The organism is Brevundimonas sp. AVps31 (assembly GCF_058681355.1).
In genome coordinates, this window is sequence record NZ_CM178736.1 from 1,597,658 (window position 1) to 1,617,838 (window position 20,181).

A 20,181-nucleotide genomic window follows, 5' to 3' on the forward strand; every position below is an offset into this window, starting at 1 on the left:
TTCAGATTGACGGACCCAGGTTGCAGCCTGGCTTTGCTTAATCTCGGCCCGCCAGACCGGCCGCCATCCCGGCGGCTCCTGGGAGGTCGTCATGGCGATCTATCATCTGGCGATGAAGCCGATCAGCCGCGCGAGCGGGCGCAGCGCCGTCGCGGCGGCGGCCTATCGCGCCTCGCAGAAGCTGATGAACGAACGCGACGGCCAGACCCACGACTTCACTGCTCGTCGCGGCGTCGAGCACACCGAGATCGTTCTGCCCGAAGGCGTGGACGCCGAGTGGGCGAAAGACCGTTCGACCCTGTGGAATGCGGCGGAGTTCGCCGAGGCGCGCAAGGACGCGCGTGTGGCCCGCGAGGTCGAGGTCGCGCTGCCGCATGAACTGACGCCCGAGCAGCGGCTGGCGCTGACACGGGAGTTCGCTCAAGGGTTGGCCGATCGCTACGGCGTGGCGGTGGACTTCGCGATCCACAGTCCGCACGGCGACACCGACGTGCGTAACCACCACGCCCATATCCTGCTGACGACACGCAAGGTTGAGCGCGAGGGCCTCGGTGAGAAGTCCGAGATGGAGCTGGAGAACAAACGGCTGATCGCGCTCGGCCTGCCGACCTCGCACGATCAGCTCCGGGATATCCGGCAGGATTGGGAGGATCGCACCAACCGTCATCTTGCGTTGGCGGGTCACGACCTGCGCATCGATCATCGCTCGCATCAGGCCTGCGGACTGGAGATCGAGCCAACCCAGCATATGGGTGTCCATGCCACCCAGATGGACCGGCGCGGCAAGTCCGTGGTCCGCGCGCGTCAGGACGCCGAGCAGGCGCAGCGCAACGCCAGACTGATCCGCGAGAAGCCCGAACAGGCGCTGACGTTAGTCACGAACGAGAAGAGCGTGTTCGATCGAACCGACGTGGCCAAGGTGATCCACCGCTACGTCGATGATCCCGACGCGTTCCAGCGGGCCTTCGCCAGGGCGATGGCCTCGCCCGCCCTCGTCGAACTTCGCCCCGAGCTACGCGATGAGTTAGGACGCACTCTGGAGCCGGCGCGATACTCCACCACGGAGATGATCGCCGTCGAACAGTCGATGGCCGACAGCGCCGACCGGATGGCAGACAGCCGGACGTTCGGGGTCGGGCGAGATCACACAGAGTGCGCGCTCGCCGAGCGGCCGTTCCTGTCAGGGCAGCAGAGCCAGGCGGTTCGCCACCTCACCGGACCCGAACGGATCGAGGCCGTGGTCGGCATGGCAGGCGCGGGCAAGAGCACCATGCTGGGCGCCGCGCGTCAGGCCTGGGAGGCCGAAGGCTATCGGGTCATGGGCGCGGCCTTGGCCGGGAAGGCGGCCGAAGGGCTGGAGGAATCCTCGGGCATTGCGTCGCGGACGCTGGCGAGCTGGGAACGGAGTTGGGAGCGGGGTCGTGACACGCTCGGGCCGCGCAGCGTGCTGGTGATCGACGAGGCCGGGATGATCGGTAGCCGTCAGCTATCGCGCGTCCTGGCCCAAGCTGACCGGTCCGGCGCTAAGGTGGTGCTGGTGGGCGACCCAGAACAGCTCCAGCCGATCGGGCCGGGCGCGGCCTTCCGCGCGGTGGCCGAGCGGGTCGGCTTCGTCGAGCTGGGCGAGATCCGCCGCCAACGCGAGGACTGGCAGCGCGACGCCTCGGTGGACTTCGCCCGCCACCGGACGGCGGAAGGGCTGACGGCCTATGCCGAGCGCGGCGCGGTCCGGTTCGAGGCCGACACAAGCGCAGCCCGTCAGGCGATCGTCGCCGACGTGATCGCCGACATGGACGCCCGACCGGACGGGTCGCGTCTGGTGCTGGCGCATCGCCGCGCGGACGTGGCGGAGCTGAACGATGCGATCCGGACTGCGCGGCAGGACCGGGGCGAGCTACGCGGCGAGCAGGTCTATCGGACGACCGAGGGCGACCGGCCGTTCGCCGCCGGGGACCGTCTGCTGTTCCGCGAGAACAACCGCGACCTCGGGGTGAAGAACGGGATGCTGGGGACGGTGGCGCGGGCCGAGGCCGGTCGGCTGGAGGTGCGGCTCGATACCGCCAAGGGACCCGGTCAGGGCCGCGCGGTATCGGTGTCGATCGCGGACTACGCCGCCGTCGATCACGGCTACGCCACCACCATCCACAAGGCCCAGGGGGCAACGGTGGACCGGGTCCATGTGCTGGCGTCCGGCACGATGGACCGGCATCTGACCTATGTGGCCATGACCCGCCACCGGGAGGCGGCGACCCTCTATGCTGGACGCGAGACGTTCCGGGACGTGGAGGCCCTGTCGGCGCGGCTGTCACGCGCCGGGCTGAAGGAGACCACGCTGGACTATGCCGCCCGGCGCGGCCTTGGTACGCAGACCCGCGTCCCGGGTCAGGACGCCGAGCCCCGCAAACGGGGGATGTTCGATGGGCTAAGCTTGGACCGGCACGCGACGCCGCAGCTCGACCGCGTGGAAGGCCTGTCGTCGTCCGGGCCGGACAGAACGGCCCCCGTTCCCGGGCAGACGCTGGAGGTCTCGGTGGAGCGCTACGCGCGAGCGATGGACGACGCCGAGCGGATGCGCAGCCGGAAACTTCCGGTGCTCGAACACCAGACGCGCGAACTGCGTGAGGCGGGGGCGGCGCTGGATCGGACGCGGCCGGGCGCGACGCGCGACCTGCATGAGGCCTTGCGGCACGAACCCGCCACCTGGCAGGCGATGCGGGATCTGCGCGGCACAGAGCGCGGCGCGGAGCTGGCCGGGGCCATCCGTCACGAAGGCCGGGTGCGGGCCGACCCGGCCTTGAAGGCCGACCGTCTGGTCAAGGACTGGAAGCGGCTGGAAGCGCAGCACGACCGACTGGACGGCTGGCGGCACAGGCCCGCGCGCCAGCGGCTGGAGGGCCGGATGACGGCGATGGCCGGGACGCTGAAGCGCGATCCAGAGCTGGCATCGCTGGTGCGGTCACGAGCGCAGGCCTTGGGCTTGGGTCACGGCTCTATGCTCGGGCGGGTGATGGCCGCGCCGAGCGTGCGGCAGGCCGCTCTGGAGATCGGGCGGGACCGGGACAGAGGCATGTCATTGTAGCAAAGGTGGAGGCGAAGATGGCGGAAGATCAGGCGGGCGACCCTGCCCAGGCGTTCGAGGATCTGCGGGCCGAGGTCTCGGTGTTGCGGCGCGCGATCGAAGGACTCCCGGCGTCGATGCGCGAACACCGGGCTCCTAATTACAGTCAGGACCTGGCGATCCTCGGCAAAGGGCTCGACGAGATCGGCCAGTCGCTGGAGACCGTGCTGGCCTCGCCGGCGCTAAACCTGACGCCGGAGCAGCAGGGTCAGGGTATCGCCCGGGCGGGCTCGGCGCTGGTGCGCGACGCGGCGCAGAGGCTGGACCGCGCTGCGCAGGAGGCGGAGCGCGAGCGGTCGCGGCTCTCCGGTCTCATCGGTCAGGCGTGGGCGCGGGATCGTCAAGTCCGGCTGCTGTGCTGGGCCGGGGGCGTTGCGTTCGCGGCCGGGCTGTTGCTATCGCCCATCCTCGCCAGCTTGGCACCGTTCGGGCTAAACACGCGGGTGGCCGCCTTGGTGATGCGCGAAGACCGCTGGATGGCGGGTGGCGAGCTGATGAGCGCGGCCAATCCGGAAGCTTGGAATCGTTTTGTCGCTGACACGCGGTTTGTCGGTGATAACCGGGAAGCCATTGAAGCTTGCCGTGCAGAGGCGGCCCTGACCGGCAAAACTCAACGGTGCACCGTGGCGGCAGCGCCGCAAGAACCGTTGGCGTCGGATCAGCCGCAAAAGTGACGGACGAGCGGCGCGGCCGGTATTTGTTGCTTCATTTGTTGCGCCCACACAGCCTGATGACACAAGCTCGCGCCTTCGAAGGCCGCCGGTTCACCCGAGCGGCGCAGTATCTTCGCATGTCCACCGAACGGCAGGACACCTCAATCGAAACCCAAATCTTGGCCAATACGGCCTACGCCGCTTCGCGAGACATCCAGATCGTTCAAACTTACACAGACCCCGCATTGAGCGGGGTCTCGATTAGGAAGCGCTCGGGCCTGAAATCGCTATTGACCGACGTCATGAGCGGCGCTGCGGATTACTCCGTCATTCTGGTCTACGATGTCAGCAGGTGGGGGCGCTTCCAGAACACCGATGAAGCCGCGCACTACGAGTTCATTTGCTCGGAAGCCGGAGTTCGCGTCGCTTATTGCGCCGAAGATTTTGAGAACGACGGAAGCCCTACGTCTGCCCTGCTGAAGCAGATGAAGCGCACAATGGCTGCGGAATACAGCCGCGACCTCTCCCAGAAGGTCAGCCGCGCTCAGAAAGGTTTGATCGCCCAAGGGTATTGGATGGGTGGCGCACCTCCGTTTGGACTGCGCCAATTGATCAAGGACGAACACGGCAACCCTTCGCCGAAACCGGAAGGCAACGTCTGGAAGAAGAGGCAGGGTGTTCACGGGCGGCTCGTTCATGGCGCAGCTGAAGACGTCGCCTTGGTGCGACGAATTTATAGGATGTACTTGAAGGACGGCGAAACCATCGCGTCGGTTAGCCGCCAGCTTGTGAGTGAGGGCCTGGTTTCCACCATGGGCAAACCTTGGTCGGAAGTGACCCTGTCGCGAATCCTGCAGAATGAGACGTATGCCGGTAGGTTCGTCACCAATCGCTATTCTCATGCGGTGGGGTCCAGCGTCAGAGTGGCCAATCCCAAATCGGAGTGGGTCATCGTTGAAAAAGCGGTGCCGCCGATCATCTCGCCAGCTACTTTTGCCGCCGTAGCCCGCAAGCGCGCTCGTTTGAGGCGATTTGCGACACGCTCAGAGGCCGTCGCCGATCTCAGACGAATTGCTTCGGAACACGGAAACATCACGCAGAAAATCTTGAACAAACATGGACGTTGGAGTGCTGGCCTTTACTTAAGCCGTGTTGGCTCGATTGAGGAAATCCGAGCGGAAGTGGGGATGCCCGCTCTACCGCGATATGCCTATCTCTCCGATCATCTGCGCCGTGCTAACGACGCTCGTATTGCCGCAGCTCAGACGAGGACGGACGACCAGTTGCTGCACGGACTCAGGACGCTTCTCGCTGAACACGGAAGGCTCAGCACAAAGTTGATCCTGGCAGCACCCGGAATAGCCCACACCAATACCTATATCCGGCGCTTTGGCGGGATGGCAGAGGTCTACCGGCTGATCGATTACAAGCCGGACTTCGATCAACAGCGGGCACTGCAAGTCTGTGTGACCAGGAAGGCAAACAGCTGTCTTTGACGACTGGTTTCCAATCCAAGCGGACTTCTTGAACGCCCGCTCGGACAGACCAATCTCACTTCAGACCAAACGCGAGACTATTTCTCGCTCCCCAGCCTCAGTCGTACGCCTGCGCCGACTTCGTTCGCGTGGTCTGCATCAAGGAAGATGACGCCTGCGGCCTCCAGAGCACGCCGTACGGCTTCGACGTTGGCAGCCGAGCTACGCCCAGGTCCCACTTCGCTCTCCATCCGCCGGATTGTTTGGAGCGACACACAAGCCGCCTCAGCAAGGGCAGACCCATTCCACGCCAGAAGAGCCCGCGCCGCGCGGATTTGGCCGGAAGTCAGCATGTAGTGGCGCTTTTTGTGCGGATCATGGTATTTTTAGATTGATATGCGAAGGCTGATTTGGTACTAAAAGACTAACACATCGAGAGAGGTTGAGTCATGAGGTCGCGTCGAAAGACGGGCATCGAGGACGCGCGCCTGCCTGCACTTTCCAGGCGCGCGCTCATCGCTGGTACATCGGTCGTGGCCTTTGGGACGGCCAGTCCGGCTGCTGCGTCCGTCACCCTGCCACCCGCCTCAGTTGTCGCTTCGGACGTAGCGACCCGGCGGTGCAGAAACTGGTTGGCGGTCGACGCCCAGATTGAACGTCTCCAAAGCCGTTGGACAAAGTTGGAAAGCTGGCTGATCCGGGAGCATTCCTGGTGCAAACTGACCTCGGCTGAACAGCAGGCTTTGCCATGGTCCAAAGAGCTTCGGGACATAGACGGCATCCTGGACACGTTGTTCGACAAGCGTGAGCGTCTGTTGGGGGCCATTCCGGATTCCGCGTCCGTGAGCTTCGAGGCGATCATCGCAAGGCTCGCTGTCCTAGAGCGTCTGATCTGGCCCGAGGACCACCCGGAAGCCCACGCCATGATTGCGAGATCGCGGCAGGATCTCATCGCGCTGTCGGCGGATACCCAGCACGGCGCGTTCGGCGCGTAGACGCAAACGGAACAGACCAGCCACGACTTTGATCGGAGGACAGGCAGATGACAGCATCAAAACCTCGGCCAAGACGCCGGCGTGCACGAAGCTCTCCGGATGTCCTCAAAGTCGCGATCCTGCGGCTGCCCACAAAGCTGCGCGACGTGTTCGTTCTCCATCGTTTCGGCGGGCTGACCTATGATGAGATCGGATTTCATCTGGGAATACTCCCGGAAGCCGTGAAGGCGGCGTTTGCCGCCGCGATGGTGCGGCTTGCACGAGCGGTCAGGACCTCCGAGCGTGAAAACGTGCTGGAACTCACGCGACTGAAAAAGCGAGACCCAGCAGCAGGGCGATCCGCGCCGAAGCGGGGCGGGCTTTAGGCTTCGCCCTGAGCTTCCGGCTGCGCCGGTGATCTCAGCCCATCCGGGTTGCAATCCCTATCGCGAAGAGCTCGGGGCCTTGCCCCTGGCGCACTTCGGAGAGCCTTCCGCCCAGCTTCACTCGCCCTGCTCGTTGCAGCGGGGTCCCCGCGAAGCCTCCCGCTCCGTTTGCTCCCCCAGTCTCGCCGACGGGCAAGGGTTCAGTACGAACCCAAACCCCAGAGGCGGATATGAAGAATGACTATTCAATCACACGGACACACTGGAACGGCATCGAGATCGAAATCCGGTGGAACGCCGACTATCTGGTTTATGACGACCGAACCCATATGGCCCACTTGGAAGTGGTGAGCGTTTCGCCCGAGCGGGCGCCATTGCCAATCACCGAGACAGGTTACAGATCGCACTTCACGCCGAAAGCGGCGATGGACGGCTACGACAGTGCGGAAGCCTTCGTGGAGGCGTGGCTCGACCATGAATCACGGTCGCCGGATTGGAAGGCCTTCGATCAGGCGAACAGGCAGTTGTCGCTCTTCTAAGCGCGCCGGGGGTTTACGCGGTGGCGTGGACGCTAGCGTTATCCTCAGGCCTTGGGCTGGCGGGGTTTGCGCGTCTTGGGTGCCGGGGCGGCGGCGGCTTTTGCCTGACGCCCTTTTGAACCCAGACCGATGGCGCGAGCCAGTTCCGACCTCTGGGCGCTGTAGGCCGGATGGACCATCGGATAGTCCGACGGCAAACCCCATTTGACGCGGTAGTCCTCAGGCGTCAGGCCGCGTATTCCAAGGTGACGCTTGAGGCTCTTGTACGGTTTGCCGTCTTCAAAGCTGATCAGGGCGGCGTCGCCAATCGACTTCTTGATCTCGGCCTTGGATTTACGATCCGGCGCTGTCGTTCGCGGCTCGGATGCTGTCGGCGAAACATCGAGGCTGGAAAGGGTGGCGAAGGTTTCGCGGATCAGGGTCTGAAACTCTTCCGCCGTCAGACGCGTGTTGGTGTTCGAGACATAGGCGCTCACCAGTTCGATCGTGCCATCCCGTGCGTCGGATGCAGCGGTGAAGGTGTCATCAGCCATGGTCGAACTTTCATATCCTGGAGCAGATGCTGATTAGGACCATGTCCGATGCCTTGCCAAGCTGGTCACGCCCCACCGCTGATAGGGATTAGGCGGCTCGATCCCATTGGACGCTGCCGTCTATTTAGGCCATCTTTCGAAGCAGGCGTGTAGAAATATCTACACGATTTCTGCACGGCATTTTAGCGCACAGAAAGCGCATTATTTTTCAATACATTAGGCGGGCGAAAGATGCCTATCTTTCTCCCGATGGGAGAGGGCTTGAGCGCACGGCGGCGCAGCCGTCGTCCTTGGGCGAGCCGGAGGACGGAGCGAAACAGCCAAAGGGTGAGGGTCGAATTTCGGCATTCGGCGTAAGCCGCAGCCCTTGTCATCCCGGCCGGAGCGAAGCGGAGAGCCGGGACGCGCGGCGCACTTTTCAACGCCCTCCCGGAAAGCGCGTAGCGTTTATCCGGGAGCAGGGTTGAGTTCACGTCCGGCTGTCGCCCGGCTCAGCCCTGTCGGGCTGTCCAGGCGTGGATCATCTTGACCACCGTCCCGTCCCGGCTCTCCGCTTCGCTGCGGCCGGGATGACAAGCGGGCCCTTCCCCAAACCCTCGTGTCCGTCCTCCAAAAATACGCAGTCATTCCCCCCGAACCCGCGCTTCCCGACCAGCTAACCCCCTGACTCCGCGCCCCAAAATAATCCCCCAGCGTCATCTTCCCGCCTGAGGACGCGCCGCGCGCACACTCAATCCATCCCGTCGATGGGGAGGGCGTCGGATCCACGCTTCTCGACGACGGCGGGCTGTGGTTGAGCGATGAAGCCTGCGCGATGGAGAGTGCAGGGGTCCTCGTCGGGCAGGGAGGGATCCTGCCCGCTTGCTCGCCGCGCTGCCTGTGGAGCGGGCCGATGACGATTGATCGTTACGTCCGCCCCGCGTCGGTCGTCGGCAACGGCGTCGGCGGATGATCCGGCAAGGCTCCAACAGGAGGGCCGCCAGCCGGAGGGCGCGCGCAGAACGACCACGCGGGACGTCGATCTCGTCGAAACGGTAAACCTATCAAAACACCGGGCGAGGCCCGGGGTCCCGCGCCCTCCCCATCCCCGCTTCAGGCCGAAGCGGCCAAAAGTCATGCCCGGACCTTCCGGCGTCGCCCGATACGAAGTTCACAAGAAGTACTTTACAACATAAAGTGCTTCGCCTAAACCGGTGTCATCGCAATCGGGACACGCCCCATGACCGCCGCCGTCTTCGCCGCCTCCAGCCCCGCGCAGCCGACCCTCGCCGTCGCCGCGGGTCGCGTGCTGGCCCTCGCCGGGACCGTCTTCGGCCTCTCCAACCTGTTCCAGTACGGCGTCCAGAGCGGGCTGCTGCATCTCCACCCCGCCGTCCTCGGCCTCAGCTGGCCGGTGACGATCAGCATCTTCCTGTTCAGCCTGGCGCGCCTGCGCCGGATCGGCGGGGACAATGGCCGTCGCGCCGCCGTCTGGTCGCGCTTCGGCGTCGCCGCCATGGTCGGGGCCGCCCTGACCCTGCTGGCGGTCGCCTTCGCCTTTCAGGACTTCACCCTCATGTTCTGGATGACCCCGGTCGGCATCGGCCTGTACGCCGTGGCCTGGACCGCCGCGGCGATCCGCGCCCGTCGCGGCTGGATGATGGCCCCCGCCTTCGGCGCCCTGTGCGCGGTCGGCCTGACCGCCGCCGTCCTCGGGACCCCGTCCCAGTACCTGATCTACGCTTGCGCCCTGTTCGCCTTTGTCCTCATCCCCGGCGCCTGGCTGGCGTCCGGCCGCAAGGCCTGAAAGAGAGACCGTCCATGACCCCCACGCCTGATATCCACACCGATAACGCCCCCGTCGACATCGCCTGGCTGCGTCAGTTGGCCGAGGAGAACGGAACCGCCCCCATGCGCGGCGCCTCCATCCTGCTGGCCGCCGGGACCATCTACGGCCTGACCAGCCTGCTGCACTGGGCCCATATGACCGGGCTGATCGCGCCGCGTCTGGTGGGCGCCGGCCTGGAGTGGCTGATCGCCACCGGTCTGTTCCTGATCGTCAACCTCATCCTCGTCCTGCGCCTGCGCCGCGGCGAGGGCGTGCGCACCGCCGGCCAGCGCGTCATCGGCACGGTCTGGGCCGGGGTCGGTTGCGGCATCTTCTTCCTGTTCGCCTCGATGTTCGCGGTCAGCGCCCGCATGGGCGTGGACCAGAACAGCATGATGTTCTGGATGGTCCCGTCGATCATCATGGTCTTCTACGGCCTGGGCTGGTCGGTCACCGCCGCCATGCTGAAGTCCGGTCCCCTGTGGCTCCTCGGCATCGCCTCCTTCATCGCCGCCCCCGCCCTGGGCGCCCTGTCGGGCGAGCCGGCCCAGTATCTGGGCTACGCCGCCGCCCTCTTCCTGCTGATGGCCCTGCCGGGCTTCCTGCTGATGCGCCAGTCGAAGGCCTGATCATGGCTGACGATTTCGACATCAACCGGATCGACGAGGTCATCCACGGCCGGGTCCGACTGGGCATCATGGCTGTGCTGGCCGGGATCGACAGCGCCGACTTCAACACCCTGAAGACCCGGCTGCAGACCTCGGACGGCAATCTGTCCGTCCACCTGCGAAAGCTGGAGGACGCGGGCTTCGTCGCGGTCACCAAAAGGTTCGAGGGTCGCAAGCCCCTGACCGAGGCCGCCATGACGGAGGCGGGGCGCAAGGCGTTCGTCGCCTATCTGGACGCCATGCAGGGGCTCGTCGGGAAGGCGTGACGGGACCCCGCGCAAGAGCTAGAGCGAAGGGATGACGGACCGCATCCACCGCTTCGACGCCCTCGATAATTTCCGCGACTACGGCGACTACGATACCGCCGCCGGTCGTCGGATCGCCGCCGGCCGCCTGTTCCGCGCCGCCCACCAGGCGAGGGTCTCGGACGCCGATCTCGAGCGGCTGGGCGGACTGGGGATCGGCACCATCGTCGACCTCCGCCGGCCCGGCGAGCGCCGCGACCAGCCGTCGAAACGCCCCCCCGGCTGGGCCGGTCAGGTGCTGGACAGCGATCTCGGTCCCGACGGCGAGGCCCCGCACATCCGCTTCCTGCGCACCGCCGACCTGACCGTGGACGCGGGCCGGACCTTCATGACCAACATCTATCGAACCCTCCCGTTCGAGCCCGCCCACCTCGACCTGTTCGCCCGCTATTTCCGCGCCCTGGGCGAAGGGGAGGGGGCCGTCCTGATCCACTGCACCGCAGGCAAGGACCGCACCGGAACCCTCGCCGCCCTGACCCACCACCTGCTCGGCGTCCACCGCGACGACCTGATCGCGGACTACCTGCTGACCAACACCGCCGTCGATCTGGCCGGCATGGCGCCCAAGGTCGCCCGCCAGCTGGAAAAGGTCACCGGCCGTCCCGCCGCCCACGACGCCGTCGTCGCCTTCCTCGGCGTCGAACCCGTCTATCTCGAGACCGCCTTCGCCGGGATCGAGGACCGTCACGGCTCGCTCGACGCCTATCTCGAACAGGCGCTGGGCGTGGACGCGCGCTTGCGCGACCGGATCGGCGAGCGGCTGTCGGCGTGAGCTTCCGGGCGGTCGAGCGACGCCCCCGACCGTGGCGCGAGCCCCTCGCCGCCGCGACGGGCCTGCGCCATCGCGACGGCGCGCTGGCCCTCCTGTCCGACGGCGGGCCGCTGGGCCGCTGGTCCTTCGTCGCCGCAGACCCCGACCGCGTGATCATCGAGCCGGTCGAGTCCGGGCTGGACCGGCTGCGCGACCCCGACTTCGCCGACGGCGTGGTCGGCCTGCTGGCCTATGACGCCGGCGCCCGCCCGGCCACCGGCCCCCGTCCGGGGGTCTGGCCCGACCTGATGCTGGCCCGCTATCCGGCCATGCTGGCCTTCGACCATCAGACCCGACAGGCCTTCGCCATCGGCCGGGGCGGGGACGTCGCCGCCGCCTCGACCGCCGCCGATCGGGCCGAAAGCTGGCTGACGGCCGCCGTCGACCCGGTCGCCCCGCCGCCGCCCGCCGACCGTCTCGATCCCGAGGCTCCGGGCTCGGCCTATGAGGCCGCCGTCGCCGACGTGGTCGCCCGCATCGCCGCGGGCGAGCTGTTCCAGGCCAACATCGCCCGCGCCTGGACCGGCGCGCTTCACGCCGAGGCCGACCCCTTCGACGTCCTGCTTCGGCTCGCCGGGCGCGCCTCGGCCTACGGCGCCTTCTGGCGGCTGGGCGACCGGGCCATCGTCTCCAACTCGCCCGAGCTCTTCCTGACCCTCGACGGCGACCGGATCGAGACCCGGCCCATAAAGGGCACCCGTCCCCGCGACGCCGATCCGGCCCGCGACGCCGCGCTGTCGGCCGAGCTTCAGGCCAGCGCCAAGGACCGGGCCGAGAACCTGATGATCGTCGACCTGATGCGCAACGACCTGGCCCGGGTCTCGGAACCGGGCTCGGTCGCGGTCGACCGGCTGTTCGAGGTCGAGGCCCTGCCCACCGTCCACCACCTCGTCTCGACCGTCACCGCCCGGGCGCGGGACGGCGTCGGCCCCGCCGACCTGCTGGAAGCGACCTTTCCGCCGGGCTCCATCACCGGCGCGCCCAAGCATCAGGCCATGAAGGTCATCGCCGGGCACGAGCCGCCGCGCGGCCCCTGGTGCGGCAGCCTGTTCCACCTCGCCGACGGGCGGCTGACGGCCTCGGTGCTGATCCGGACGGCCGCCTTCGAGAAGGGTTCAGGAGGCTGGCGCTTCCGCACCCTCGCCGGCGCCGGCATCGTCGCCGACAGCGACCCCGCCGCCGAACGGGCCGAGACCGAGGCCAAGATCCGGGCCCTGCGCGAAGCGCTGACTGGAGGCTAGCAGTTGGTGCAGGTCGTCTTGTCCACCGTCCGCGGGCGCAGATAGTAGGTGTGCGAGAACTGCGTGATCCTCGGCATCAGATAGTCGGCGGGCGAGTCATAGTCATAGGTCGCTTCGCTCATGATGATGCTCTGCCCGTCCGAAAGCAGATCGGGCGGCAGGGTGACGGTCGAGTTCATCGCCCGCGCCGTCATCCCTCTGCCCCGGCTCCAGTCGACTTTCGTCTGGTTGCCGGTGCGGGTCACGCTGCTGACCCGTTGCTTCAGCGGCGTGGTCGAGAACGGCTTCATGATCAGGGCGCCGATGGAGAAGATGTCCGACAGGGTCGCGGTGTTCACCGTCTCCTCCTGCGCCACCAGATCCGCGACGGCCGAGGCGACGTGCCCCATCCGCTTCTGCGCCATATAGCCCTGACAGAATTCCGAAAGGCCGAGGTAGAAGGCGATCAGAACCGGCGCCAGCAGGGCGAATTCCACCGCCGAGATGCCCCGGTCGTCCTTCGCCAGACGTCTGAACAGTGACAGGCTCATGGGGGCTCGTTCCGGAAGGCGGTGGTCGCCGTCATGCGCACCGTGCCGTCGTTCAGGCGCGACAGGCCCTGGGCCATGAAGTTGGTCAGCAGCGGCTGCCTGTACCAGGCGCGAACCAGCACGATGTCGCCGGGCTGGCCGTTCGAATAGGTCAGGCCGGATTCATTGAACGTCCCGCCCGCCATCGGGTCCGGCGGCACGGTGTTGAACTGGGGGATCACCCGCACGTCGATGGTCAGGCGGCTGGGGCAGTCCGCGGTGAAGACGCTCATACGGGCGCAGACGCCCGCCTTGAACTCGACGGCTGTCATGCTCCGCGCGCTCGCCTGTCCGGTGCGGACCAGACGGCCGGTCTCGATGGTGGCGTTCTCCAGGACGGAGTCCGTCACGAACACCAGACCCAGCTCGAGGATGGCGAAGATCATCAGGCAGAAGGGCAGGGCGACCATGGCGAACTCGACCGCCGACGAACCCTCGCGCGCCTGTCGCCTCGTCAGACGGTTGATCGAAGACACCGGGTCTCAGGGGGTCGGAGCGGCGTCGGCGCCGCCGGTGCTGCGCACCGAGGGCGAGCAGGAACTGGCGCAGGCCATCTCGGTCGCCTGTGCGCCGCGCCACACCCGCACGCGCCCGCCGCCGTCCCCGGCGGTGACCACGATCTGGCTCTGGAAGACCGGACGGCCGGTGGCGTCCACGGCGACGACCTCGGTCACGCCATAGCCCTTGCCCGTGATGTACAGGGTGTTGGCGTCGACCACCGTCACATCCGCGATCTGCGGATTGCCGACGATGACCGAGCCGGCCGGCGCGCGCAGCTGTACCCGGCGGGCCTGGTCGATCTCGACATTCAGGCTCGACGACTGGGCCGAGACTACGGCGGGCGCGGCCAGGACGGCGACAGCCGCCACAAGGGCGGCAAGACGGATCGGGTGGGTCATGGCGACGACTTCCAGTGAACGGGCGCGCGCGTGAGCGTGAGCCGGACACTGGCCCCGCAATCCTCAAGAAAGTCTGAAATCGCCGCCCGGGCCGGCGCCGGGAGGCCGTTCCGGCGCGCGTGACCTCTGACTTTCGTGAGCGTTGCTGCAGTTTTTCAAAGTAAACCCGACAGTAACCAAGACCGAAGACCGGGTCTTAACCGATATGGGCGATAACCATCCTGCGTTTTGGGGGTCAAGCGGGCTGCCGGCTCCCCCCGCGTCAGTTAGCTCGCACAACCCCTGTCCATAAGGATCAAAGATCATGACCAAGTTCGTTTCGAAGTTCATGTCCGACGAGTCGGGCGCCACCGCCATTGAATACGGCCTGATCGCCGCCCTGATCGCCGTCGTCATCATCTCGGCCGTGACCGCGCTCGGCACGACCATCAAGACCAAGTTCAACGCCGTCGTCACCGGCATGAACGCCGGCGCTACCGGCTAAGGCTGAACGTTCCGTCTTGAAACCGGCGAAGGGCCGGGGCGACATCGCCCCGGCCCTTTTGCCATGTCGAGCGCCGTGCACGAAGGATACGGTAAACGGCCCGGTAGTCATGTCCGTATGCCCAAGCTTAACCTCGGCTGTGCAGGGTGTCCTTGTTTCAGGGGCAAGGCGGGCGACCGGCTTTCCCCGACTGCCTCAACAGTCGACCCCGCGGGGGAAAGGGAAAACCAGATGACCAAGTTCGTTTCGAAGTTCATGTCCGACGAGTCGGGCGCCACCGCCATCGAGTACGGCCTGATCGCCGCCCTCATCGCTGTCGTGATCATTTCCGCCGTGACCGCCCTCGGCACCACCATCAAGGCCAAGTTCACCGCCGTCGTCGATGGCATGAACGCCGGCGCCACCGGCTAAACATCTCCGCCGCGCTTGCGGAAAGGAAAGGCCGGAGCGGAAACGCTCCGGCCTTTTTCTCTGCCCGGGGCAACGGGGTCTTAACCGCGTGCATGCGAGAAGGTCGTTATGGACACCGTGTCTCTCCTCCCGCTGGGCGTCATGCCCGCCCTCCTCATCATCGCGGGGATGAAGGATCTGACGACCATGAAGATCCCCAACTGGATCTCGCTGGCGTTGCTTGTCGGTTTCTTGCCCGCGGCCCTGGCCGTTGGCCTGCCGCTTGAAATGATCGCCGTGCATCTGGGCGTCGCCCTGCTGGCGCTGTTTGTCGGCATGGGCATGTTCGCCCTGCGCTGGGTCGGCGGGGGAGACGCCAAGGTCATCGCGGCGGCCTGCCTCTGGCTGGGCCTGCAAGGCTCCGGCATGTTCCTGCTGTGGACCGGGATGATGGGCGGCGTCTTCTGCCTGATCCTGCTGTTCGCCCGCTTCCATTCACGCCCCTATCTGCTCGGCGCGCCGGGTTGGCTCGTACATCTGATGGAGCCGAAGGGGGACATCCCCTACGGCGTCGCCATCTGCGCCGGCGCCCTGATGGCCTTCCCCTCATCGCCCCTGCTCGCGGCCTTCATCGCCGGATAAGACGGCCGGGGCAGGCGACTTAGGCCCGCGTTAACCCGCGCCCGGCATGGTCGTTAACGGTAGGGGGCCGAAGGACCGGTTCACGCGTCTGCAAAGGCCCTGCCGGAGACCGTCGATGAAGCCTGCCCGTATCATCGTGATCTGCATCGCCGCCGTGGCCGCCATCGGCCTGGCGCTGGTCGTTCGCGCCATGGGTTCGCCCTCGGGCCAGCCCGCCGCCGTCGCCACCGCCGCGCCGGTCGAGGCGAGGCCGATGGCCAAGGTCCTGGTCGCCGCCAAGGATCTCCAGCCCGGTCAGCGTCTGACCGACGGCGACATGGAGTGGAAGGACTGGCCGGTCGAGGAGGTCAATCCGGTCTTCATCACCGACGGCTCCGTTCCGATCCCCGCCGCCGCCACGCCTGATCCGTCCGGGAAGGCCGACGAAAAGCCCGAGGGCGCCGTCGCCTCGGTGACCCGCGCCGCCACCAATCTCGCCACCGGCGGCGCCAAGGCTGACTACATCGGCTCGGTGGTCCGTGAACCCATTCTGGCCGGCGAACCCATCGTGATGCGCAAGATCGTGCGCGCCGGCGACAGCGGCTACATGGCCGCCTACCTTGAGCCGGGCATGCGCGCCATGGCGATCCGCGTGACGGTCGAGACCGCCGCCGGCGGCTTCATCCTGCCGGGGGACCGCGTCGACGTGGTCCTGACGCGCGAGACCAATCTGTCCAACGTCGGCACGTCCGAGGGCGACCGCTCGAAATTCACGTCGTCCACCGTGATGCAAAACATCAAGGTCCTGGCCATCGACCAGTCGACCCGCGCGGGCGACGACGCCCAGACCGTCATCGGGGCCACCGCCACGCTCGAGCTGGGGCCGCGCGACGCCGAGGCCCTCGCGCTCGCCAAGTCGGAAGGCGAGCTGAGCCTGATCCTGCGCTCCTATGCCGACACCGGCGGTCCCTCGGGCCGCACCGCCACCCCCGCGCGCCAGAGCGCCGCGGTCCGCGTCTATCGCGGTGGCGCCCCTGAAGTCGTGGTGGTCCAATGAAGCGCTTCATCGCCGTCGCCCTCGTGGGCCTGACCGTGGTCGCAACCTCTCCGGTCGCCCCGGCGCAGGCGCAGAGCCGCGCCGCCGTCTCCATGGGCTCACAGTCCCAGCTCATCAGCCTGCCGCGCGGCTCGTCGATGGCGGTGGACCTGCCCGCCGACGCCCGCGACGTGATCGTGCCGAACCCGCTGGTCGCCGAGGCCATGCTGCACTCGCCGCGCCGCATCACCATCATCGGCCTGCAACCGGGAGAGACCGACGCCGTCGTGCTGGACAACGCCGGGCGCACCATCCTGTCGCTGCGGGTCCGCGTCGACGCGGGCGTCTCGGCCCTGCAGGACACGCTGAGCCGCGTCATGCCCGGCGTGAACATTCATGCCGAGGCGGTCAATGACAGCGTCATTCTGACCGGCACCGTCTACAGCCCCGGCGAGGCGGATCGCGCCAGCCAGGTCGCCCGCGCCTTCGTCTCGGCGCCCGAGAAGGTCATCAACATGATGACCATCGCCGGTTCCGATCAGATCATGGTGCGCGCCCGCATTGTCGAGGTGCAGCGCACCGCCATCAAGCAACTCGGCTTTGACGCCACCGCTGTTCTGGCCAGCGTCGGCAATGGCCTGTCGCTGACGCAGGGCGCCAGCTTTGCGGTCAACGGCAACCAGCTGGGCGGCGGCATCATCCGCTATCAGGACAACGCCGGCGACGGCTCCAGCACCAACGCCGCCCTGCGCGCCTTCGAACGCGCCGGTCTGGTCCGCATCCTGGCCGAGCCCAACATCACCACCGCCAACGGCGAGTCCGCCGAGTTCCTGGCGGGCGGTGAGTTCCCGGTGCCCGTGGGTCAGGAGACCTCGGAAAACGGCACCAAAGTCACGGTGCAGTTCAAGCCCTACGGCGTCCGCCTGGCCGTCCGCCCCATCGTCCTTTCGCCCGGCCGCATCTCGCTGCAGCTGTCGACCGAAGTGTCCGAACTGACCCAGGTCGGCGCCTTCACCCTGGGCGGCGGCGCGGATCGCAGCCTGGTCATTCCCGGCCTCAACGTGCGCCGCGCCTCGAACACCGTCGAGCTGCCGTCGGGCGGATCGCTGATGATCGCCGGCCTGCTGCGCGAGGACACTCGCCAGAACCTCGACTCCCTGCCCGCACTGGGCGACCTGCCGGTGCTCGGCGCCCTGTTTCGGTCGCGAGACTACATCTCCGGCGAGACGGAACTGGTCATCATCGTCGAGGCCTACATCGTCTCGCCGACGGCGGCTGGTACGATGCAGACGCCCGCCGACGGCCTGCAGATCGCCAATGACGCCCAGACCCTGCTGTTCGGCCAGCTGGACCAGCACTACGCGCCCCGCGGCGGCTCGACCGTCACCGCCGGGACCGGCTGGAACGGCCCGGTCGGCTATGTGATCGAATGAGGGCTCCCGTGATGCGTTCCCTGCTCCTCTCCCTGTCCGCCGCGGCCCTTCTGGCCGGCTGCGCCTCGACCGGCGCGTCCGAACCGCCGCCGATGACCCCCCTGTCGCGCTACGCCCTGCGGGTGGAGCCGGGCCTCGACCGGATCGCGCTGGCGGTTCACGACCAGGGCCTGTCGTCGACCCAGATTTCCGCGCTGAACGATCTCGCCGGTCGCTACGCCGGTTCCGGCACGGGCCGTATCCAGATCCAGGGGCCGTCGGGTGATGATCCCGTGGCCTCGCGTCAGACCTGGGCCGTCCGGTCGGCGCTCGAAGCCGCCGGCATTCCGGGCCAGAACATCGAGGTCATCGGCTACGACGCCCCCGATCCCCGCGCCCCGGTTCTGGCCGGGTTCGAGACCGTCCGCGCCGTGATCCCGAACTGCGCGACCGAGCGCCGCGACATGGGTGGCCGCTATTCGAACCAGTCCTCGCTGGGGCTCGGCTGCGCCATCAACGCCAACATCGCCGCCCAGATCGCCGATCCGCGCGACATCGTCGGCGCCCGCGTCATGACGCCCGCCGATCCGGGCCGCGCCGCCATCGTCTTCGATAATTATCGCAAGGGCGAGATGACGGCGGCCCCGCAAGAGACCCTGGTCGAGGGCGCCATCGCCCGGGCCGTGGACTAGTCCCCATGAGCAACGCCTTCGCCCCGCGCGCATTCGACGACTTCGAGGACGACGAGTTCGATCTCGACATGGGCTACGTCGCCCAAGGGGCTCCGGGTGCGCCCGCGGGCTCCGCTGTCGGCGTCTTCCCCGCTGACGGCGCCTTCGCGGAAGACGACGCCGCCGCCCGCACGCCACTGCAGTTTACGGCCCCGGCGGTTCAGGCTCCCGCCGCGCCTCAGGCGGCGCGGCCCGCCCTGCCGGAGCCGATGGCGCACGCGCAAGAGTTCAATCCGGTCGGTGACCTCGTCGCCGGCGCCCAGGCCGCCTTCTCGCCGCCCATCGCCTCCGGCCACACCGCCGAGGTCTCGGTCCCGCGCATCGCCATCCACGTCTTCGCCGAGCGGCAGGACACCCTGGCCGCCGCCGAGCGCGCCGGGCAGGATCGCCGCCTGTCGCGCGCCACCACCCAGATCCGCGTCGGCGGCGTCGCCGCCGCCGTCGAGGCCTATCAGCACGAGCCCACGCCGCCGCTGATCATCGTCGAATGCCTGAAGGACCCGCAGACCCTGCTTTGGGAAGTGGACCAGCTGGCCGAGGTCTGCGACGCGGGCACCAAGGTGGTCGTCATCGGCGCCACCAACGACATCCTGCTGTTCCGCGAGCTGATGCGTCGCGGAGTCAGCGAGTATCTGGTCGCCCCGCTGCAACCGTTGCAACTGATCGCGGCCATCGGCGGCCTGTTCGCCGACCCGGCCCAGCCCTTCGTCGGCCGCTCCATCGCCTTCGTCGGCGCGCGCGGCGGCGCGGGCTCCAGCTCTGTCGCGCACAACACCGCCTATGCGATGTCCGAGCGGATCGGCGCCAACACCGTCATCGTCGACTACGACCTGCCGTTCGGCACCGCCGGGCTGGACTTCAACCAGGACCCCCTCAGCGGCGTGGCCGACGCCCTGTCGCAGCCGGATCGGCTGGATCCCGTCCTGCTGGACCGCATGATGGTCCGTTGCACCGACAAGCTGAGCCTGTTCGCCGCGCCCGCCACCCTCGACACCGACTGGGATATCAGCCCGGAAGCCTTCGAGGAGGTGACGACCCAGATCCGCTCCACCGCGCCGTTCGTGGTGCTGGACCTGCCGCACACCTGGTCCTCGTGGATGCGCCGCACCCTGATCAGCGCCGACGAGGTGGTCGTCGTGGCCACGCCCGATCTCGCCTCCCTGCGCAACGCCAAGAACATGATCGATCTGATCAAACAGGGCCGTCCCAACGACGCTCCGCCGCGTCTGGTTCTCAATCAGGTCGGCGTGCCCGGGCGCCCGGAAATCCCGGCCAAGGAGTTCGGCAATGCGCTGGGCATCCACCCCAGCCTGATCATCCCCTTCGACGCCAAGACCTTCGGCGCGGCGGCCAATAACGGCCAGATGATCCTCGACGCCGGGGCCAAGTCCAAGGCCGCCGAGGCCTTCCAGACCCTGGCCCAGATCGTTTCGCGCCGCGAGATCCCGCTGCTGGCCGGCCCCAAGGCGGGCAAGGCCGCTGCGGGGGGCAAGTCCATGTTCTCGGGCCTGTTCAGGAAGAAGTCCTAG

The 20,181-nt window shown here is 67.3% G+C and carries 22 protein-coding genes; 18 read left to right on the forward strand and 4 right to left on the reverse strand.

Going from position 1 to position 20,181, the window contains the following annotated elements:
* Nucleotides 1–91 precede the first annotated feature (91 nt).
* From traA to ACW174_RS07690, 6 genes are all read left to right on the forward strand, one after another.
* Nucleotides 92–3,079 (forward strand): Ti-type conjugative transfer relaxase TraA, encoded by a 2,988-nt coding sequence (gene traA / locus ACW174_RS07665; RefSeq protein WP_492017055.1) that lies wholly within the window; start codon nucleotides 92–94, stop codon nucleotides 3,077–3,079.
* A 17-nt stretch (nucleotides 3,080–3,096) separates the two neighbouring features.
* Nucleotides 3,097–3,792 carry a DUF6118 family protein gene (locus ACW174_RS07670; RefSeq protein ID WP_492017056.1) on the forward strand — a complete coding sequence of 232 codons (696 nt, stop codon included), beginning with the start codon at nucleotides 3,097–3,099 and terminating at the stop codon, nucleotides 3,790–3,792.
* On the forward strand, nucleotides 3,789–5,267 hold the full coding sequence (locus ACW174_RS07675; protein WP_492017057.1) for a recombinase family protein: 1,479 nt from the start codon (nucleotides 3,789–3,791) through the stop codon (nucleotides 5,265–5,267). The genes ACW174_RS07670 and ACW174_RS07675 overlap by 4 nt, the downstream gene beginning before the upstream one ends.
* Nucleotides 5,268–5,878: 611 nt before the next feature.
* Nucleotides 5,879–6,241, forward strand: coding sequence for a hypothetical protein (locus ACW174_RS07680; RefSeq protein ID WP_492017058.1), 363 nt, complete (start codon nucleotides 5,879–5,881; stop codon nucleotides 6,239–6,241).
* Between the two features lie 47 nt (nucleotides 6,242–6,288).
* Complete coding sequence (locus ACW174_RS07685; protein WP_492017059.1) at nucleotides 6,289–6,606, forward strand: sigma factor-like helix-turn-helix DNA-binding protein; 318 nt, start codon at nucleotides 6,289–6,291, stop codon at nucleotides 6,604–6,606.
* A 230-nt stretch (nucleotides 6,607–6,836) separates the two neighbouring features.
* A complete protein-coding gene (locus ACW174_RS07690; protein ID WP_492017060.1) occupies nucleotides 6,837–7,145 on the forward strand; it encodes a hypothetical protein in 309 nt (102 codons plus the stop codon).
* Between the two features lie 44 nt (nucleotides 7,146–7,189).
* Here the strand turns inward: ACW174_RS07690 and ACW174_RS07695 are convergent, their stop codons facing one another.
* Nucleotides 7,190–7,678, reverse strand: a complete 489-nt coding sequence (locus ACW174_RS07695) for a Ros/MucR family transcriptional regulator (RefSeq protein WP_492017061.1) — start codon at nucleotides 7,676–7,678, stop codon at nucleotides 7,190–7,192.
* Between the two features lie 1,219 nt (nucleotides 7,679–8,897).
* Between ACW174_RS07695 and ACW174_RS07700 the strand changes: the two genes are divergently transcribed.
* From ACW174_RS07700 to ACW174_RS07720, 5 genes are read left to right on the forward strand one after another with little or no spacing between them, the layout of a single operon-like run.
* Complete coding sequence (locus tag ACW174_RS07700) at nucleotides 8,898–9,464, forward strand: hypothetical protein (RefSeq protein WP_492017062.1); 567 nt, start codon at nucleotides 8,898–8,900, stop codon at nucleotides 9,462–9,464.
* A gap of 14 nt (nucleotides 9,465–9,478) precedes the next feature.
* The gene (locus ACW174_RS07705) at nucleotides 9,479–10,114 is read left to right on the forward strand and encodes a hypothetical protein (RefSeq protein ID WP_492017063.1); all 636 of its coding nucleotides are present in this window, start codon (nucleotides 9,479–9,481) and stop codon (nucleotides 10,112–10,114) included.
* A gap of 2 nt (nucleotides 10,115–10,116) precedes the next feature.
* Nucleotides 10,117–10,419 (forward strand): winged helix-turn-helix domain-containing protein, encoded by a 303-nt coding sequence (locus ACW174_RS07710; protein WP_492017064.1) that lies wholly within the window; start codon nucleotides 10,117–10,119, stop codon nucleotides 10,417–10,419.
* Nucleotides 10,420–10,450: 31 nt separating this feature from the next.
* A complete protein-coding gene (locus tag ACW174_RS07715) occupies nucleotides 10,451–11,230 on the forward strand; it encodes a tyrosine-protein phosphatase (RefSeq protein ID WP_492017065.1) in 780 nt (259 codons plus the stop codon).
* Nucleotides 11,227–12,510, forward strand: coding sequence for an anthranilate synthase component I family protein (locus ACW174_RS07720; protein WP_492017066.1), 1,284 nt, complete (start codon nucleotides 11,227–11,229; stop codon nucleotides 12,508–12,510). The genes ACW174_RS07715 and ACW174_RS07720 overlap by 4 nt, the downstream gene beginning before the upstream one ends.
* On the opposite strand, the gene ACW174_RS07725 is transcribed toward ACW174_RS07720, so the two are convergent.
* Genes ACW174_RS07725 through ACW174_RS07735 form a run of 3 tightly spaced genes read right to left on the reverse strand, consistent with a single transcriptional unit; the run spans nucleotide 12,507 to nucleotide 13,978 of the window.
* Entirely contained in the window at nucleotides 12,507–13,040 is a 534-nt protein-coding gene (locus tag ACW174_RS07725) for a TadE/TadG family type IV pilus assembly protein (RefSeq protein WP_492017067.1), read from the reverse strand. The two genes, ACW174_RS07720 and ACW174_RS07725, sit on opposite strands and share 4 nt — an antisense overlap.
* Complete coding sequence (locus ACW174_RS07730; RefSeq protein WP_492017068.1) at nucleotides 13,037–13,555, reverse strand: TadE/TadG family type IV pilus assembly protein; 519 nt, start codon at nucleotides 13,553–13,555, stop codon at nucleotides 13,037–13,039. The genes ACW174_RS07725 and ACW174_RS07730 overlap by 4 nt, the downstream gene beginning before the upstream one ends.
* A gap of 6 nt (nucleotides 13,556–13,561) precedes the next feature.
* Complete coding sequence (locus tag ACW174_RS07735) at nucleotides 13,562–13,978, reverse strand: pilus assembly protein N-terminal domain-containing protein (protein ID WP_492017069.1); 417 nt, start codon at nucleotides 13,976–13,978, stop codon at nucleotides 13,562–13,564.
* A 304-nt stretch (nucleotides 13,979–14,282) separates the two neighbouring features.
* Here ACW174_RS07735 and ACW174_RS07740 point away from each other — a divergent pair, with 304 nt between their 5' ends.
* The 7 genes from ACW174_RS07740 to ACW174_RS07770 all read left to right on the forward strand — a co-directional run bounded on the left by ACW174_RS07740 (nucleotide 14,283) and on the right by ACW174_RS07770 (nucleotide 20,181).
* Nucleotides 14,283–14,462, forward strand: a complete 180-nt coding sequence (locus tag ACW174_RS07740) for a Flp family type IVb pilin (protein ID WP_492017070.1) — start codon at nucleotides 14,283–14,285, stop codon at nucleotides 14,460–14,462.
* Nucleotides 14,463–14,693: 231 nt separating this feature from the next.
* Complete coding sequence (locus ACW174_RS07745; RefSeq protein WP_492017071.1) at nucleotides 14,694–14,873, forward strand: Flp family type IVb pilin; 180 nt, start codon at nucleotides 14,694–14,696, stop codon at nucleotides 14,871–14,873.
* A 108-nt stretch (nucleotides 14,874–14,981) separates the two neighbouring features.
* Complete coding sequence (locus ACW174_RS07750; RefSeq protein ID WP_492017072.1) at nucleotides 14,982–15,494, forward strand: A24 family peptidase; 513 nt, start codon at nucleotides 14,982–14,984, stop codon at nucleotides 15,492–15,494.
* Between the two features lie 115 nt (nucleotides 15,495–15,609).
* Nucleotides 15,610–16,530 (forward strand): Flp pilus assembly protein CpaB, encoded by a 921-nt coding sequence (gene cpaB, locus ACW174_RS07755; RefSeq protein ID WP_492017073.1) that lies wholly within the window; start codon nucleotides 15,610–15,612, stop codon nucleotides 16,528–16,530.
* Nucleotides 16,527–17,942: a type II and III secretion system protein family protein gene (locus ACW174_RS07760; protein WP_492017074.1), complete on the forward strand. Its 1,416-nt coding sequence runs from the start codon at nucleotides 16,527–16,529 to the stop codon at nucleotides 17,940–17,942. The genes cpaB and ACW174_RS07760 overlap by 4 nt, the downstream gene beginning before the upstream one ends.
* An 11-nt stretch (nucleotides 17,943–17,953) precedes the next feature.
* Nucleotides 17,954–18,613, forward strand: coding sequence for a CpaD family pilus assembly protein (locus ACW174_RS07765; protein ID WP_492017075.1), 660 nt, complete (start codon nucleotides 17,954–17,956; stop codon nucleotides 18,611–18,613).
* A 5-nt stretch (nucleotides 18,614–18,618) separates the two neighbouring features.
* Nucleotides 18,619–20,181 (forward strand): CpaE/TadZ family protein, encoded by a 1,563-nt coding sequence (locus ACW174_RS07770; protein ID WP_492017076.1) that lies wholly within the window; start codon nucleotides 18,619–18,621, stop codon nucleotides 20,179–20,181.

What these genes read in the sequence shown, in the direction of transcription:
- traA (WP_492017055.1), top strand. Translation starts at nt 92, where the DNA reads ATGGCGATCTATCATCTGGCGATGAAGCCGATCAGCCGCGCGAGCGGG.
- ACW174_RS07670 (WP_492017056.1), top strand. Translation starts at nt 3,097, where the DNA reads ATGGCGGAAGATCAGGCGGGCGACCCTGCCCAGGCGTTCGAGGATCTG.
- ACW174_RS07685 (WP_492017059.1), top strand. Translation starts at nt 6,289, where the DNA reads ATGACAGCATCAAAACCTCGGCCAAGACGCCGGCGTGCACGAAGCTCT.
- ACW174_RS07690 (WP_492017060.1), top strand. Translation starts at nt 6,837, where the DNA reads ATGAAGAATGACTATTCAATCACACGGACACACTGGAACGGCATCGAG.
- ACW174_RS07695 (WP_492017061.1), bottom strand. Translation starts at nt 7,678, where the DNA reads ATGGCTGATGACACCTTCACCGCTGCATCCGACGCACGGGATGGCACG.
- ACW174_RS07700 (WP_492017062.1), top strand. Translation starts at nt 8,898, where the DNA reads ATGACCGCCGCCGTCTTCGCCGCCTCCAGCCCCGCGCAGCCGACCCTC.
- ACW174_RS07705 (WP_492017063.1), top strand. Translation starts at nt 9,479, where the DNA reads ATGACCCCCACGCCTGATATCCACACCGATAACGCCCCCGTCGACATC.
- ACW174_RS07710 (WP_492017064.1), top strand. Translation starts at nt 10,117, where the DNA reads ATGGCTGACGATTTCGACATCAACCGGATCGACGAGGTCATCCACGGC.
- ACW174_RS07715 (WP_492017065.1), top strand. Translation starts at nt 10,451, where the DNA reads ATGACGGACCGCATCCACCGCTTCGACGCCCTCGATAATTTCCGCGAC.
- ACW174_RS07725 (WP_492017067.1), bottom strand. Translation starts at nt 13,040, where the DNA reads ATGAGCCTGTCACTGTTCAGACGTCTGGCGAAGGACGACCGGGGCATC.
- ACW174_RS07735 (WP_492017069.1), bottom strand. Translation starts at nt 13,978, where the DNA reads ATGACCCACCCGATCCGTCTTGCCGCCCTTGTGGCGGCTGTCGCCGTC.
- ACW174_RS07740 (WP_492017070.1), top strand. Translation starts at nt 14,283, where the DNA reads ATGACCAAGTTCGTTTCGAAGTTCATGTCCGACGAGTCGGGCGCCACC.
- ACW174_RS07745 (WP_492017071.1), top strand. Translation starts at nt 14,694, where the DNA reads ATGACCAAGTTCGTTTCGAAGTTCATGTCCGACGAGTCGGGCGCCACC.
- ACW174_RS07750 (WP_492017072.1), top strand. Translation starts at nt 14,982, where the DNA reads ATGGACACCGTGTCTCTCCTCCCGCTGGGCGTCATGCCCGCCCTCCTC.
- cpaB (WP_492017073.1), top strand. Translation starts at nt 15,610, where the DNA reads ATGAAGCCTGCCCGTATCATCGTGATCTGCATCGCCGCCGTGGCCGCC.
- ACW174_RS07760 (WP_492017074.1), top strand. Translation starts at nt 16,527, where the DNA reads ATGAAGCGCTTCATCGCCGTCGCCCTCGTGGGCCTGACCGTGGTCGCA.
- ACW174_RS07765 (WP_492017075.1), top strand. Translation starts at nt 17,954, where the DNA reads ATGCGTTCCCTGCTCCTCTCCCTGTCCGCCGCGGCCCTTCTGGCCGGC.
- ACW174_RS07770 (WP_492017076.1), top strand. Translation starts at nt 18,619, where the DNA reads ATGAGCAACGCCTTCGCCCCGCGCGCATTCGACGACTTCGAGGACGAC.